This is a genomic window from Enterobacter sp. B79-1, assembly GCF_057444735.1.
This window is the reverse complement of sequence record NZ_JBYAZJ010000001.1, coordinates 1,512,634-1,527,596: the sequence shown is the minus strand read 5'-3', so window position 1 is coordinate 1,527,596 and position 14,963 is coordinate 1,512,634. Positions and strand designations below refer to the sequence as shown.

Annotated in this window: 12 protein-coding genes; 10 read left to right on the top strand and 2 right to left on the bottom strand. The window is 60.1% G+C overall.

The annotated features are described in order from the left end of the window. Positions 1-33: 33 nt before the first annotated feature. From betT to AC2T6E_RS07375, 7 genes are all read left to right on the top strand, one after another. On the top strand, positions 34-2,067 hold the full coding sequence (gene betT / locus AC2T6E_RS07405) for a choline BCCT transporter BetT (RefSeq protein WP_089599352.1): 2,034 nt from the start codon (positions 34-36) through the stop codon (positions 2,065-2,067). A 138-nt stretch (positions 2,068-2,205) separates the two neighbouring features. Beyond that, on the top strand, positions 2,206-2,592 hold the full coding sequence (locus tag AC2T6E_RS07400; RefSeq protein WP_348573101.1) for a type II toxin-antitoxin system RelE/ParE family toxin: 387 nt from the start codon (positions 2,206-2,208) through the stop codon (positions 2,590-2,592). A gap of 2 nt (positions 2,593-2,594) precedes the next feature. Further along, complete coding sequence (gene nadS, locus AC2T6E_RS07395) at positions 2,595-2,879, top strand: NadS family protein (protein WP_148400373.1); 285 nt, start codon at positions 2,595-2,597, stop codon at positions 2,877-2,879. Positions 2,880-3,082: 203 nt separating this feature from the next. Further along, positions 3,083-3,994 carry a metal ABC transporter substrate-binding protein gene (locus tag AC2T6E_RS07390; RefSeq protein ID WP_120159105.1) on the top strand — a complete coding sequence of 304 codons (912 nt, stop codon included), beginning with the start codon at positions 3,083-3,085 and terminating at the stop codon, positions 3,992-3,994. Positions 3,995-3,996: 2 nt separating this feature from the next. Next, positions 3,997-4,803, top strand: a complete 807-nt coding sequence (gene sitB, locus AC2T6E_RS07385) for an iron/manganese ABC transporter ATP-binding protein SitB (RefSeq protein ID WP_416719400.1) — start codon at positions 3,997-3,999, stop codon at positions 4,801-4,803. Further along, the gene (gene sitC, locus AC2T6E_RS07380) at positions 4,800-5,648 is read left to right on the top strand and encodes an iron/manganese ABC transporter permease subunit SitC (RefSeq protein WP_486691083.1); all 849 of its coding nucleotides are present in this window, start codon (positions 4,800-4,802) and stop codon (positions 5,646-5,648) included. The genes sitB and sitC overlap by 4 nt, the downstream gene beginning before the upstream one ends. Next, positions 5,645-6,484, top strand: a complete 840-nt coding sequence (locus tag AC2T6E_RS07375) for a metal ABC transporter permease (RefSeq protein ID WP_214594403.1) — start codon at positions 5,645-5,647, stop codon at positions 6,482-6,484. The genes sitC and AC2T6E_RS07375 overlap by 4 nt, the downstream gene beginning before the upstream one ends. Here the strand turns inward: AC2T6E_RS07375 and entD are convergent. Both entD and AC2T6E_RS07365 read right to left on the bottom strand, forming a co-directional pair. Then, the gene (entD, locus tag AC2T6E_RS07370) at positions 6,438-7,112 is read right to left on the bottom strand and encodes an enterobactin synthase subunit EntD (protein WP_212474165.1); all 675 of its coding nucleotides are present in this window, start codon (positions 7,110-7,112) and stop codon (positions 6,438-6,440) included. The genes AC2T6E_RS07375 and entD overlap by 47 nt on opposite strands. Before the next feature lie 166 nt (positions 7,113-7,278). Further along, complete coding sequence (locus AC2T6E_RS07365; protein ID WP_312961979.1) at positions 7,279-9,522, bottom strand: TonB-dependent siderophore receptor; 2,244 nt, start codon at positions 9,520-9,522, stop codon at positions 7,279-7,281. A gap of 146 nt (positions 9,523-9,668) precedes the next feature. On the opposite strand from AC2T6E_RS07365, the gene fes reads away from it, so the two are divergent. From fes to entF, 3 genes are read left to right on the top strand one after another with little or no spacing between them, the layout of a single operon-like run. Further along, positions 9,669-10,868, top strand: coding sequence for an enterochelin esterase (fes, locus tag AC2T6E_RS07360; protein WP_148400378.1), 1,200 nt, complete (start codon positions 9,669-9,671; stop codon positions 10,866-10,868). A gap of 10 nt (positions 10,869-10,878) precedes the next feature. Continuing rightward, complete coding sequence (locus tag AC2T6E_RS07355; protein WP_174340519.1) at positions 10,879-11,091, top strand: MbtH family protein; 213 nt, start codon at positions 10,879-10,881, stop codon at positions 11,089-11,091. Continuing rightward, entirely contained in the window at positions 11,088-14,945 is a 3,858-nt protein-coding gene (gene entF / locus AC2T6E_RS07350; protein WP_486691079.1) for an enterobactin non-ribosomal peptide synthetase EntF, read from the top strand. Before AC2T6E_RS07355 ends, entF begins: the two co-directional genes overlap by 4 nt. The last annotated feature ends 18 nt before the right edge of the window (positions 14,946-14,963 follow it).

The following is a 14,963-nucleotide window of genomic DNA, read 5'->3' as shown; positions in this document are numbered from 1 at the left end:
TTTTAATAGTTACAAAAACAGTGGGGATACTGGATGACAGACCTTTCACAGGACAGAGAAAAAGACAAAATCAACCCGGTCGTTTTTTATACTTCCGCCGGGCTGATTTTGTTGTTTTCCCTGACGACCATTTTCTTTCGTGATTTTTCTGCCGAGTGGATTGGGCGCACCCTGAACTGGGTGTCAAAGACCTTCGGCTGGTACTATCTGCTGGCGGCGACGCTCTATATTGTCTTCGTGGTCTGCATTGCCTGCTCGCGCTTCGGTTCGGTGAAACTCGGGCCAGAGCAGTCCAAGCCTGAGTTCAGCCTGCTGAGCTGGGCCGCGATGCTGTTTGCCGCAGGCATCGGCATCGACCTGATGTTCTTCTCCGTGGCGGAACCGGTCACGCAGTATATGCAGCCGCCGGAAGGGGCAGGGCAGACGATGGAGGCCGCGCGCCAGGCGATGGTCTGGACGCTGTTCCACTACGGTCTGACCGGCTGGTCGATGTACGCCCTGATGGGCATGGCGCTCGGATACTTTAGCTATCGTTATAATTTGCCCCTCACCATCCGCTCTGCGCTGTATCCGATTTTCGGTAAAAAAATTAACGGCCCGATTGGCCACAGCGTCGACATAGCGGCGGTGATCGGCACCATCTTCGGTATCGCGACGACGCTCGGGATTGGCGTGGTGCAGCTCAACTACGGGCTGAGCGTGCTGTTTGATATCCCGGATTCGATGGCCGCCAAAGCGGCGCTGATTGCGCTCTCCGTCATTATCGCCACCATTTCGGTGACGTCTGGCGTTGATAAGGGCATCCGCGTGCTGTCCGAGCTGAACGTGGCGCTGGCGCTGGGCCTGATCCTGTTCGTGCTGTTTATGGGCGACACCTCATTCCTGCTCAATGCCTTAGTGCTCAACGTGGGCGACTACGTGAACCGCTTTATGGGCATGACGCTGAACAGCTTCGCCTTCGACCGCCCGGTCGAGTGGATGAACAACTGGACGCTGTTCTTCTGGGCGTGGTGGGTCGCGTGGTCGCCGTTTGTCGGCCTGTTCCTCGCGCGCATTTCGCGTGGCCGCACCATTCGTCAGTTCGTAATGGGTACGCTGATTATCCCGTTCACCTTTACCCTGCTGTGGCTGTCGATTTTCGGCAACAGCGCGCTGCACGAAATTATCCACGGCAATGCGACCTTCGCGCAGGAAGCGATGGCGCACCCAGAGCGCGGCTTCTATAGCCTGCTGGCGCAGTATCCGGCGTTTACCTTTAGCGCCTCCGTAGCGACCATCACCGGCCTGCTGTTTTACGTCACCTCGGCGGATTCCGGCGCGCTGGTGCTGGGCAACTTCACCTCGAAGCTGAAGGACATCAACAGCGACGCGCCGAACTGGCTGCGCATCTTTTGGTCCGTCGCCATCGGCCTGCTGACGCTCGGCATGCTGATGACCAACGGTATCTCTGCGCTGCAGAACACCACGGTGATCATGGGCCTGCCGTTCAGCTTCGTGATCTTCTTCGTGATGGCCGGGCTGTATAAATCGCTCAAGGTGGAAGATTACCGCCGCGAAAGCGCCAACCGCGACACCGCGCCGCGACCGCTGGGCGCGCAGGACAGGCTCAGCTGGAAGAAACGCCTCTCACGCCTGATGAACTACCCCGGCACGCGCTATACCCGACAGATGATGGAGACGGTGTGTTACCCGGCCATGCAAGAGGTGGCACAGGAGCTGAAGCTGCGCGGTGCTTACGTGGAGCTGAAAAACCTGCCGCCGGACGAGGGCGAGAACCTGGGGCACCTGGATCTGCTGGTGCACATGGGCGACGAGCAGAACTTTGTCTATCAGATCTGGCCACAGCAGTATTCGGTACCCGGGTTTACCTATCGGGCGCGCAGCGGGAAGTCGACCTACTACCGGCTTGAGACCTTCCTGCTGGAAGGGAGCCAGGGGAATGATTTGATGGATTACAGCAAGGAGCAGGTGATTACGGACATTCTGGACCAGTATGAACGGCACCTGAACTTTATCCATCTGCACAGGGAAGCGCCGGGGAATAGCGTGATGTTCCCGGATGTCTAAATGGATTCTTAAAATACCGTTAATCTGTATATAAATACAGTTGTATGGCGCAATATTACTCAAGGAAGAGTAACAATGCAGCAAGAGCCTGATCCTGATGTCTTCAGGTTTTTGCTGCGATTAGGGAAGGAACTATGGATGAGTCATGCGATAGAGTTTATCGAAACATCACTCTTTACCCGACAGATTAAAAGCATTGCTACGGATGATGAATTAAAGGATCTGCAAAAGGAACTCATTGCCTGGCCTGATAAAGGTGACCTGATCCAACAGACGGGTGGGTTACGTAAAATAAGGATGGCGGCAGGTTCAAAGGGAAAGAGAGGCGGTGCCAGAGTGATTTACTTTTTGGCCACGGAGGAGGTGATCTATTTCATCATGGCCTATCTAAAAAGCACCAGGGACAGCCTGACTGAGACAGAGAAAGCTGAACTTAAAAAACTAACTTCTGTTCTGAAAAATACGGCTTCCAATGCCATAAATGAAAGGTGTACTATGTACTCCAATCGGACAGGCGGAGGCTGACAATGAGTATCTTTGATGAGTTAAAATCTTCACTCGAAGAGGCTGTTGAGATCCATAGCGGAAGGAAAGCAGCTTCCAGAGTAACTCGCTATGAAGTTGCAGATGTTCGCGCAATCAGAGAACAGCTCAATATTACCCAATGCGAAATGGCGAAGGCGCTTGGCACGAGCGTTGACACGATAAAAAGCTGGGAGTCCAAACGTCGCAACCCAACCGGGCTGGCGGCGAAGGTACTTAACGTGATTCGGGAGAATCCTGCATTTTATAAGGCCCTTGCCGGGCAGTAGGCAGCCCTCTTGCCGGGTGGCGCTGCGCTTACCCGGCCTATAAAACTGCTTTACCGTAGGCCTGATAAGCGAAGCGCCATCAGGCACGCCCTTCATTGACACAACTTTAATGATAACCATTTTCATTTAAATATAGCCTGTGCTATACCTTATAGCACAGGCTAATTTTGCTTTGAATTTAATCACCTCAGGAGACTTCTGCGATGCATCCACGGCAAGGATTGAAGCGTTTGTTGCTCGGCGCGCTGCTCATGACCGCGACCACGACCGGCGCGCTGGCGGCTGAAAAGTTCCAGGTCATCACCACTTTTACCGTTATTGCTGATATGGCGAAAAACGTGGCGGGGGATGCCGCAGAGGTCACCTCCATCACCAAACCGGGCGCGGAAATTCACGAATACCAGCCCACCCCGGGCGATATCAAACGCGCGCAGAAGGCACAGCTGATCCTGGCGAACGGCATGAATCTGGAACTCTGGTTCCAGCGCTTTTATCAGCACCTGAACGGCGTGCCGGAAGTGATTGTCACTAACGGCATTACGCCGATGGGGATCGGCGAGGGGCCGTATAACGGCAAGCCCAACCCGCACGCGTGGATGTCGCCGGACAACGCCCTGATTTACGTCGATAACATCCGCGACGCGCTGGTGAAGTATGATCCGGCCAACGCTCAGACCTACCAGCGCAACGCTGAAGCCTACAAGCAGAAGATCACCGCCACTCTCGAACCGCTGCGCAAGCAGGTGGCGGAGATCCCGGAAGACAAGCGCTGGATGGTAACCAGCGAAGGTGCCTTCTCCTATCTGGCACGGGATCTGGGGATGAAAGAGCTATACCTGTGGCCGATCAACGCCGATCAGCAGGGCACGCCCCAGCAGGTGCGCAAGGTGATCGACCAGGTGAAAAAACATCATATCCCGGCGGTGTTCAGCGAAAGCACGGTCTCCGATAAGCCCGCGCGTCAGGTGGCACGGGAAACCGACACCCACTACGGCGGCGTGCTGTACGTCGACTCCCTGAGCGCGGAAAACGGCCCGGTACCGACCTATATCGATCTGCTGAACGTCACCACCCGCACGCTGGTGCAGGGCATCCGTGACGGCATGAAGGAGTAACCATGCACGATGGGATTGTTGTCTCAGACGTCACCGTGACCTACCGCAACGGCCACACGGCGCTGCGCGACGCGTCGTTCAGCGTGCCGGGCGGATCGATTGCCGCCCTGGTTGGCGTAAACGGTTCCGGCAAATCCACGCTGTTCAAGGCGGTGATGGGCTTTGTGCGGGCGGCGAGCGGCACTATCACCATTCTGGGGCTGCCGCCTCACCGGGCGCTGCGCCAGAACCTGGTCGCCTACGTGCCGCAGTCGGAAGAGGTTGACTGGTCGTTTCCGGTGCTGGTCGAAGATGTGGTGATGATGGGCCGCTACGGGCACATGGGGTTTCTGCGTCGGCCCAAAGATCGCGACAGACAAATCGTGACCGACGCCCTGAAGCGCGTGGATATGCTCGAGCTGCGCCATCGGCAGATTGGCGAGCTGTCCGGCGGGCAGAAGAAGCGCGTGTTTCTGGCCCGGGCGATTGCCCAGCAGGGCGAGGTGATCCTGCTCGACGAGCCGTTTACCGGCGTGGACGTCAAAACCGAAGCCAGGATCATCAGCCTGCTGCGCGAGCTTCGCGACGAGGGCAAAACAATGCTGGTCTCGACCCATAACCTGGGCTCGGTCTCGGAGTTTTGTGATTACACGGTGATGGTCAAGGGCACCGTTCTGGCGAGCGGCCCGACGGAAACCACCTTTACCGCCGAGAATCTTGAGCGCGCCTTTAGCGGCGTGCTGCGCCACGTGGTGCTCAGCGGTTCGGAAGATCGCATTATTACCGACGACGAACGCCCCTTCGTGACGCACCGACAGGAGGCTAAATGAACGCGCTTCTCGAACCCTTCGGCTACGAGTACATGCTCAACGCGATGTGGGTCTCGGCGATGGTGGGCGGGCTGTGCGCGTTTCTCTCCTGCTACCTGATGCTTAAAGGCTGGTCGCTGATCGGCGATGCGCTGTCGCACTCCATCGTGCCCGGCGTGGCAGGAGCCTACATGCTTGGGCTGCCGTTCTCGCTGGGGGCGTTCCTGTCAGGCGGACTGGCGGCGGGCAGCATGCTGTTTCTCAACCAGCGCAGCCGCCTGAAGGAGGACGCCATCATCGGGCTGATCTTCTCCTCCTTTTTCGGACTGGGGCTGTTTATGGTCTCGCTCAACCCGACCTCGGTGAACATTCAGACCATCGTGCTCGGCAATATTCTGGCTATCGCCCCGGAAGATATCGTTCAGCTGGCGATTATCGGCGTGGTGTCGATGGTTATCCTGCTGTTCAAATGGAAAGATCTGATGGTGACCTTTTTTGATGAGAACCACGCCCGCGCCATCGGCCTGCGTCCTGAACGCCTGAAAATCCTCTTCTTTACCCTGCTGGCGGTCTCTACTGTGGCGGCGCTGCAAACCGTCGGCGCGTTTCTGGTGATCTGTCTGGTGGTCACCCCCGGCGCGACCGCGTGGCTGCTGACCGACCGCTTTCCGCGCCTGCTGATGATTGCGGTCGCCATTGGCAGCATCACCAGCTTCCTCGGCGCGTGGGCCAGCTACTATCTGGACGGCGCGACCGGCGGCATTATCGTGGTCGCCCAGACGCTGCTGTTCCTGCTGGCATTCGTCTTTGCGCCGAAGCATGGGCTGCTCGCCAGCCGCCGTCTCGCACAGGAGGCACACCCATGATGGCGCTGCTCCTTGACCCCTTCCAGTTTGCGTTTATGAACAACGCGCTGCTGATTTCACTCCTGGTGGCCGTGCCCTGCGCGCTGCTGTCGGTTTTTCTGGTGCTGAAAGGCTGGGCGCTGATGGGCGACGCCATGAGCCACGCGGTGTTTCCCGGCGTGGTGCTGGCGTGGATGATGGGCCTGCCGCTGGCGCTGGGGGCGTTTGTGGCCGGGTTGTTCTGCGCGGTCGCCACCGGATACCTGAAGGATAACAGCCGAATCAAGCAGGATACGGTCATGGGGATCGTGTTTTCCGGCATGTTCGGCGCGGGCCTGATCCTCTATATCGCCGTCAAACCCGAGGTGCATCTCGACCACATTCTGTTCGGCGATATGCTGGGCATTAACGGGATGGACATTCTGCAAAGCGGGATCGTGGCGGGGCTGATCGCGCTGGTGATTGGCCTGAAGTGGCGCGACTTTCTGCTGTTCTGCTTTGATTACCAGCAGGCGCAGGCGAGCGGGCTGCGCACCCGCTGGCTGCACTACGGCTTACTGTGCATGGTCTCGCTAACCATCGTGGCGACGCTGAAGGCGGTGGGGATTATTCTGTCGATTTCGCTGCTGATTGCCCCCGGCGCGGTGGCGGTGCTGATCACCCGACGCTTCCACATGGCGCTGCTGGTCGCGGTCGCCGTTTCAGTCCTCGTGTCGGTAAGCGGTGTATATGCGTCGTTTTATCTCGACAGCGCGCCTGCGCCGACCATCGTAGTGCTGTTCGCGATGGTGTTTATCGTGACGTTCGGGGTCACCAGCGTGAAGGCCCGTCGGCAGGAGAGCGTGACAGCAGGGTGATCGCCTGTTCACCCTGCTGTTGCCAGTGAAGGGTGAAGGCTGCACCTTCGTTAAAGCCTGCCAGTTGACGAGTCAACGCCAGCGTAAGCGTCTTATCGTCAAGCTTTGTCACCCGGGCGCTGTCAAACCCCATATAAGCCTGCACCCGTGGAAAGAGGGCTTTAAACAGGCTCTCTTTGGCGCTAAACACCAGCGTCAGTGCAAGGGCGAACGGGTATCCCGAGCGGGAAAGCACAGGCTCTTCCTGCACATCGATGATCCCATCCTTTATTTCTCTGGCTTCGTTTTCGGGAAGTATCGCTTCACAATCGATGCCGATAAGCGCCTGTCGCTCGCGGACCACAACCGCCATGGCCTGCGTGCCGCTGTGGGTGATGCTGCCGGAAATACCGTCCGGCCAGAGCGGTTTGCCGCTGGGGCCAATGCCGGGAATGGAGTGATCCGGTAAGGCGTGCGCGGCGGCGATGCGTCCGGCAAGATGGTCGGCTTTGCGTTTGCGTCCGGCGTGTGAAAGCTCAGCGTGGTGGGGGAGCCAGAGGAGATCGGCGTCGGTGAAGGTGGTGGGGTCGAAGGTGACGTGGTGGACGGTGAGGTTAGCGAGAATGAATGTGCTGTGGGTGGTGTGCATGTTTTTCCTCTATCACTAAATAGTGCGGCCTGATGCCCTCACCCCGACCCTCTCCCACGGGGAGAGGGAGCAAACACTAAAAACGGCAACAGGGTTGCCGTTTTGCTTTTACCTCGCCCTCACCCCAACCCTCTCCCACAGGGAGAGGGGGACGTCACTGCCTGTATCAGAATCTTGTGTTTACGCTCATATACCAGGTGCGGCCCGGCTCATTATACGTATACGCACCCGCACCGTACATATACGCACCGGTAGTGGTGTTCCCGGTGGTCTGGGCATTACCCGCGCGCCACTGGCGTTTGTCGAAGACGTTGTCCACGCCGCCGGTCAGGCTGACGTTTTTGGTCATGTCCCAGGTCGCGCTCAGGCCAACGATGCTGTACGGGCTGACTTCGTCTTTCTCAGACCCGGTCACCGGCTGACCTTTGTAGTTGTACTTCTTCGGCTGCTGCTTGCCGTACCAGGTAAAGGTCGACTGGAGCGACACGTCCTGATGCACCTGCCAGCTCAGGGTGGAGTTCAGCGTGTACTCAGGAATGATCGACAGACGATCGCCGGTCTCCTTGTTCTTGCTCTGCAGCATGTAGGTGATGTTGTTGGTCCAGTTGATGGTGTCGCTTACCGGCACGTTCAGGGAGCCTTCCAGACCTTCGACCACCGCCTTCGGCACGTTTTCCCACTGGTAAATATCGGTGGTGACTTTGCTGGTGGACGTCTGGCCAATCGGCGCGTAGCCCGCTTCAATCTTGTTGCGGTAGTCGTTGCGGAACCAGGTCACGCCCGCCAGCCAGCCGTCGCGTTTCCACTCCAGGCCGATCTCTTTGTTGATGCTGGTTTCAGCTTTCAGGTCGTCGTTGCCCATCATGTAGCAGCCCACGCCGTCGGAGCTTGCGTAGCAGCCCTGACCTTTGCTGTAGAGCAGGTAGTTCGGGTTGGTCTGGTACAGGCTCGGCGCTTTGTAGGCGCGCGCGATGCCCATCTTCAGCGTGAAGTCATCACCCAGACCTTGCGACAGGTTGAGCGACGGGCTCCAGTTATTGCCGACGATGGTGTGGTGGTCGAAGCGCAGCGCCGGGGTCAGCATGGTGCTGTCGGTCAGCTCCATGTTGTTTTCGGCGAACAGGGAGAAGATCTCCGCCGAGGTGTACGGGCTGCGGTCGTCGCTCATGCCCGGGATGGTGCCGCCCTGCAGGGTTTGCGAGAAGGAGGTGGAGTCCTTCATGCGCTGCTGGTTCCACTCGGTGCCCAGGGTCAGGTTCTGGTTGACGATGAAATCAATCGGCAGGTTGATTTCGCTGTGCAGCATCACGTCGGCCAGGTCGGTGTCGGTGAATTTATTGCTGTTGAACAGACCTTCCGTACCGCCCGCCAGCCCTTCGCCCAGGCGGGAGTTGCGGGTATGTTCGTACTGCGCCCAGTTGCTGGTGGTGATACCGTTATCCCAGCCGCCGTTCCAGGTCACCGCGAAGTTCTGGCGGTAGATACGGTTAGTCTCTTTACCGTAGTTCTTCTTCACCAGCGCGTTGTCGTTGTTGGTGTTCTGCGTGTCGCCCGCGTAGAGGTTGTTCTGGCGGCTGTAGCCCGCCTCAAACTCAAGGGATTGCATAGGCGCGAAGTCCCAGCGCACCACGCCGTTGATGTCCTTGTTTTCCACGCCCTCACGGCCAGCCGGCAGGGTGTTGGCGTAGGCACCGGTACGATCGGACTGGTGGCCCTGGTTGATGTCCCATGCGTCGGCCTGGGTTTTGTCCAGGTTGCCGAACATGCGGAAGCTGAAATCGCCGCCCAGCGGACCGCTGAGGCTGAAGTTGGTGCGCTTGGTGGAACCTTCGTCCTTGTGTTCTGGCGCATTCAGGTAGGTGTTCCAGGAACCGTGCCACTGGTTGTCGAATTTTTTGGTGATGATGTTCACCACGCCGCCAGCCGCGCCGTTACCGTAGCGCGCGGCGGCCGGGCCGCGGATCACTTCGATGCGTTCGATCATCTCTGGCGGCACCCAGCCGGTATCGCCGCGGGTGTCACGCTCGCCGCGCCAGCCCAGACGGATGGAGTTACGGCTGGTCACCGGCTTGCCGTCGATCAGGATCAGGGTGTTTTCCGGGCCCATGCCGCGGATATCAATCTGACGGTTGTTCCCGCGCTGGCCGCTGGTGGAGTTTCCGGTCAGGTTAACGCCCGGCATGGTGCGGATGATTTCCGCCACGTCCCGCGCGGGCGGGTTTTTGCGGATTTCATCGGCGGTGATGGTCGACACGCCTGGCGCCTGCAGGTTCTGCTCGGCGGCGGTGATCACCATCGTGTCTTCGTGCTGCGCGGCGGTGGCGGTGTTGTCGTCTGCCAGAGCGGGCAGCGCGACACCATAAATCCCTAAATTGACCAGCAAGGCCAGAGAGTGAATCTTCTTATTCATTGTACGTCCCGCTTTTATGGTTATTTAATGAGCGCGCTTCCCACAGCGCGGGCATTACGCTATTGCAAATGCAAATAGTTATCAATAATATTATCAATAAAATTTGTCCTGAAACAAAAAAGACTGTTAAACATGAGGTTATAAGGGTGACGGCGTTAACAACGGGAAGTGAAGCTTGGTGGCAGTCGAAAAACGGGCCAGAATGGGAACGTCTGAAGGCGAGCTATCGCGTCACCTTCTGGTGGCGTGACCCGGCAGGAACGCAGAAAACGTCAACGGTTAAACGCGTCTGGCTCTACATCACCGGCGTGACCGATCATCATCAAAATGCCCGTCCGCAGTCCCTTGAACGTATCTCGGATACCGACGTCTGGCAGTGGCGGGGCGAGTTCAGCCCTGAATGGCGCGGCAGCTACTGTTTTATCCCCTCCGATAACGAAAATGATTTTGCCAGCGAAGTGTTTGAAGGCGAGCAGCCGGACCGCATGGCGCTGCGTGAAGGTTGGCGCAAGCTGTTGCCGCACGCGGTCTCCGACCCGCTGAATCCGCAGAGCTGGCGCGGCGGGCGCGGTCATGCCGTCTCGGCGCTGGAGATGCCGGACGCGCCCGTTCAGCCCGGCTGGGATCGTCCCGATACACCGTATCAGTCGCCGGTCTGCATTGAGTGGAACAGTGCACGTCTCAACAACCGCCGCCGCGTGTGGATTTTTACCACCGGCGATGATGACCCGGAGCGCCCGCTGGCGGTGCTGCTCGACGGGCAGTTCTGGGCCGAAAGCATGCCCGTCTGGCCTGCGCTGGCGTCGCTGACCCGCGACGGCAAACTGCCGCCTGCGGTCTACGTCTTAATTGATGCGATCGACACGGAACATCGCAGCCGGGAACTGCCCTGTAATCCCGATTTCTGGCTGGCGGTGCAGGAAGAACTCCTTCCTCTTGTGACAACAACCGCCTCGTTCAGCGACCGCGCCGATCGGACCATCGTGGCAGGCCAGAGCTTTGGTGGCCTCTCTTCGCTCTATGCGGGCCTCAACTGGCCGCAGCGTTTTGGCTGCATCCTCAGCCAGTCCGGCTCCTACTGGTGGCCGCACCGCGGCGCGCAGCAGGATGGGCTGCTCATCGAACAACTGAAAGCGGGTGAAAAAACCGCACGCGGGCTGCGCATTGTCCTCGAGGCCGGGCGCAACGAGCCGCTTATCTTCCGCGCGAATCAGGCGATTTTCGCCGAACTACACACGCAGCAGCCGATTTTCTGGCGTCAGGTTGACGGCGGACACGATGCGCTTTGCTGGCGCGGTGGGCTGACGCAGGGGCTGATGACCCTCTGGCAGCCGCTTATTCACTAACGGAGTCTGTATGGAATTCAGCAATCCTTTCGATAATCCGCAGGGACAGTTCGCCATTCTGCAAAACGACCAGGGGCAGTACAGCCTGTGGCCGCAGCAGTGCGAACTGCCCGCAGGCTGGCGCGTTGTCTGCGAGCCGCAGTCCCAGGAGGCGTGCCAGCAGTGGCTTGCCGGGCATTGGCAAACGCTTATCCCGTCCCATTTTGCGGAGGGGAGCGCATGAACCGTCTTCCTCTCGTTGCCGCCCAGCCGGGTATCTGGATGGCGGAGCAGCTTTCCTCCCTGCCAAACGCCTGGAGCGTGGCGCACTACACCGAACTGAAAGGCGACATTGACGCGCCATTGCTGGCAAAAGCGATTGCTGAAGGCATGATGCAGGCCGATACCCTGCGGATGCGTTTTACCGAGGATAACGGCGAGGTGTGGCAGTGGGTGGATGACACCTTCATTCTGCCGGAGCCGTCCATCGTTCGCGCTACCTCTCACGACGACGCCGTGGCGCTGATGGAGGCCGATCTTAACCAGAACCTGCGCGTCGACAGCGGGCAGCCGCTGGCGTTTCACCAGCTGATTCAGGTGGGGGCAAGCCACTGGTACTGGTATCAGCGCTATCACCATCTGGTGGTGGATGGCTTCAGCTTCCCGGCCATTACCCGCCAGATCGCCGCGATTTATACCGCCTGGAAAAAGGGTGAACCGACGCCTGCATCCCCGTTTACACCGTTTGCCGAGGTGGTGGACGAGTATCAGCGCTATCGCGACAGCGAGGCATACGCGCGCGACGGTGCCTTCTGGGCAGAGCAGCGCAAGCAGCTTCCTTCTCCGGTCTCGCTCTCTTCCGCGCCGCTGCCGGGACGCGCCGCCACTACCGACATTCTGCGCCTGAAAATTGCAATGGACGGCCGCGCCTTTAGCCAGCTTGCACAGGCGGCAGGGCAGGCGCAGCGCACCGATCTGGCGCTTGCGCTGGTGGCGCTGTGGCTGGGCCGCCTGACCGGACGGCTGGACTACGCCGCCGGGTTTATCTTTATGCGCCGCATGGGTTCCGCGGCGCTCACCGCGACCGGGCCGGTGCTCAACGTCCTGCCGCTGGCGGTCAATATCGACGCGCAGGAGAGCCTGCCCGCGCTGGCGCTGCGACTGGCTAACCAGCTGAAAAAAATGCGCCGCCATCAGCGCTACGACGCCGAGCAGATCGTACGCGACAGCGGGCGTGCCGCAGGCGACGAAGCGCTGTTTGGCCCGGTGCTGAACGTTAAGGTTTTCGATTATCAGCTGGATATCGACGGCGTGGAGGCCATCACCCATACGCTGGCAACCGGCCCGGTGAACGATCTCGAGCTGGCGCTGTTCCCGGACGAGCAGGGCGAGCTCCGCATTGAGATCCTCGCCAATAAACAGCGTTACGATGAGGCGACGCTTACCCGTCACGTGGCGCGCCTGAACGCGATGCTGCTGCAGTTTTCGGCTAATCCGGACCTGCGCTGCGGCGAAGTGGAAACCGTTTCAGAACAGGAATACGCGAAGCTCGCCCGCATCAACGATACCGGGCTGGCGCTGCCGTCTACCACGCTGGCGGATCTGGTGGCGGAGCAGGCGAGCAAAACGCCGGACGCCCCTGCGCTGGCGGATGCGCACATCGAACTGAACTATCGCCAGATGCGCGAGCAGGTCGTCGCGCTGGCAAACCTGTTGCGCGCGCGCGGTGTGAAGCCGGGCGACAGCGTGGCGGTGGCACTCCCGCGCTCGGTGTTCCTGACGCTGGCGCTGCACGGCATCGTCGAGGCCGGTGCCGCGTGGCTGCCGCTGGATACCGGCTACCCGGACGACCGCCTGCGGATGATGCTCGAGGACGCGAAGCCGTCCCTGCTCATTACTACCGACGAGCAGCTTCCGCGCTTTAGCGATCTGCCCATAACCGCATTTAGTTACAACACACTGTTACCGGCTGAGGATGCGAAACCGCTGCGGCTGGCGACGCCGGAGCAGACGGCGTACATCATCTTTACCTCCGGCTCGACGGGACGCCCGAAAGGGGTCATGGTCGGCCATACTGCTATCGTTAACCGCCTGAAGTGGATGCAGGACCATTACCCTCTGAGGGCGTTTGACGTGGTGGCACAGAAAACGCCGTGCAGCTTTGACGTGTCGGTGTGGGAGTTCTGGTGGCCGTTTATCGCCGGGGCGAAGCTGGTGATGGCCGAGCCGGACGCGCACCGCGATCCGCAGGCAATGCAGAGTTTCTTCGCGCAGTACGGCGTGACCACCACCCACTTCGTGCCGTCGATGCTGGCGGCCTTTGTCGCCTCGCTGACCCCGGAAAACGCGGCGTGCTGCAAAACCCTTAAGCAGGTGTTCTGTAGTGGCGAAGCGCTGCCGACCGAGCTGTGCCGGGAGTGGGAACAGCTCACCCGTGCGCCGCTGCACAACCTCTATGGCCCGACCGAAGCAGCGGTGGACGTCAGCTGGTATCCGGCGTTTGGCCCGGAACTGGCGGCGGCTGAGGGCAACAGCGTGCCGATCGGCTTCCCGGTGTGGAACACGGGGCTACGCATCCTGGATGCGATGATGCGCCCGGTGCCGTTCGGCGTGGCGGGAGACCTGTATCTCACCGGCATTCAGCTGGCGCAGGGGTATCTGGGCCGTCCGGACCTCACCGCCAGCCGCTTTATCGCCGACCCGTTTGCCCCCGGCGAGCGGATGTACCGCACCGGCGACGTGGCCCGCTGGCTGGACAACGGCGCGGTGGAATATCTCGGCCGCAGCGACGATCAGCTGAAAATTCGCGGCCAGCGCATCGAGCTGGGCGAGATCGACCGGGCGATGCTGTCGCTGCCGGACGTCGCCCAGGCCGTCGCCCATGCCTGCGTGTTCAACCAGGCGGTGGCAACCGGCGGCGATGCCCGTCAGCTGGTAGGGTATGTCGTCTCTGAATCCGGCTTACCGCTGGATCGCGACGCGCTGCTGGCGTCGCTCAAAGCCCAGCTGCCGCCGCACATGGTGCCGGTGGTGCTGCTGCAAATCAGCGCGCTGCCGCTCAGCGCGAACGGCAAGCTTGATCGCAAGGCGCTGCCGCTGCCGGAGCTGACGAGTAAATCCTCCGGCCGTGCGCCGGAGACGGAAACCGAAGTCGCCGTCGCGCAGGCGTTTTCCGCGCTGCTGGGCTGCGAGGTGAACGACATTGAAGCCGACTTCTTTGCCCTCGGCGGCCACTCGCTGCTGGCGATGCGCCTGGCGGCACAGCTTAGCCGCGCGTTCGAACGCAGGGTGACGCCGGGGCAGATTATGGTCGCCTCCACGGTGAGCAAGCTCAGCGCGCTGCTGGACTCGCAGATGAGCGACGAGCAGGCGCAGCGTCTGGGGTATGAAACCCTTCTGCCGCTGCGCGAAGGTAATGGTCCGACGTTGTTCTGCTTCCATCCGGCGTCCGGGTTCGCGTGGCAGTTCAGCGTGCTGGCGCGCTACCTCAGCCCGCGCTGGTCCATCATGGGCATTCAGTCACCGCGCCCGGAAGGGCCGATGCAGCAATGTGCGGATCTGGATGGAGTAATCAAACATCACCTGAATACGTTGCGTAAGCAGCAGCCGCAGGGGCCGTATTACCTGTTCGGCTATTCCCTCGGCGGCACGCTGGCGCAGGGCATTGCGGCGCGTCTTCGCGAGTTGGGTGAAGAGGTGGCCTTCCTCGGCCTGCTGGATACCTGGCCACCGGAAACCCAGAACTGGGCGGAGAAAGAGGCCAACGGCCTCGACCCGGAGGTGCTGGCGGAAATCGAGCGCGAGCGCCAGGCGTTTATCGCCGCTCAGCAGGGGCAAGGCTCCAGCGAGCTGTTTAGCGCCATTGAGGGCAACTACGCCGACGCGGTGCGGCTGCTCACCACGGCGCACAGCGCGCGGTTTGAGGGTAAAGCGACGCTGTTTGTCGCCGAGCGCACGCGAACGATGGATCCGCAGGTCGCGTGGGCACCGTGGGTGTCGGAGCTTGAGGTGTACAGCCAGGACTGCGCCCACGTGGATATCATTTCACCGCAGGCGTTTGAAAAGATAGGACCGGTACTGAAGGAAATTTTAGTATAGTGCAAATGCCCGGTGGCG

What these genes read in the sequence shown, in the direction of transcription:
- betT (WP_089599352.1), top strand. Translation starts at nt 34, where the DNA reads ATGACAGACCTTTCACAGGACAGAGAAAAAGACAAAATCAACCCGGTC.
- AC2T6E_RS07400 (WP_348573101.1), top strand. Translation starts at nt 2,206, where the DNA reads ATGAGTCATGCGATAGAGTTTATCGAAACATCACTCTTTACCCGACAG.
- nadS (WP_148400373.1), top strand. Translation starts at nt 2,595, where the DNA reads ATGAGTATCTTTGATGAGTTAAAATCTTCACTCGAAGAGGCTGTTGAG.
- AC2T6E_RS07390 (WP_120159105.1), top strand. Translation starts at nt 3,083, where the DNA reads ATGCATCCACGGCAAGGATTGAAGCGTTTGTTGCTCGGCGCGCTGCTC.
- sitB (WP_416719400.1), top strand. Translation starts at nt 3,997, where the DNA reads ATGCACGATGGGATTGTTGTCTCAGACGTCACCGTGACCTACCGCAAC.
- sitC (WP_486691083.1), top strand. Translation starts at nt 4,800, where the DNA reads ATGAACGCGCTTCTCGAACCCTTCGGCTACGAGTACATGCTCAACGCG.
- AC2T6E_RS07375 (WP_214594403.1), top strand. Translation starts at nt 5,645, where the DNA reads ATGATGGCGCTGCTCCTTGACCCCTTCCAGTTTGCGTTTATGAACAAC.
- entD (WP_212474165.1), bottom strand. Translation starts at nt 7,112, where the DNA reads ATGCACACCACCCACAGCACATTCATTCTCGCTAACCTCACCGTCCAC.
- AC2T6E_RS07365 (WP_312961979.1), bottom strand. Translation starts at nt 9,522, where the DNA reads ATGAATAAGAAGATTCACTCTCTGGCCTTGCTGGTCAATTTAGGGATT.
- AC2T6E_RS07355 (WP_174340519.1), top strand. Translation starts at nt 10,879, where the DNA reads ATGGAATTCAGCAATCCTTTCGATAATCCGCAGGGACAGTTCGCCATT.
- entF (WP_486691079.1), top strand. Translation starts at nt 11,088, where the DNA reads ATGAACCGTCTTCCTCTCGTTGCCGCCCAGCCGGGTATCTGGATGGCG.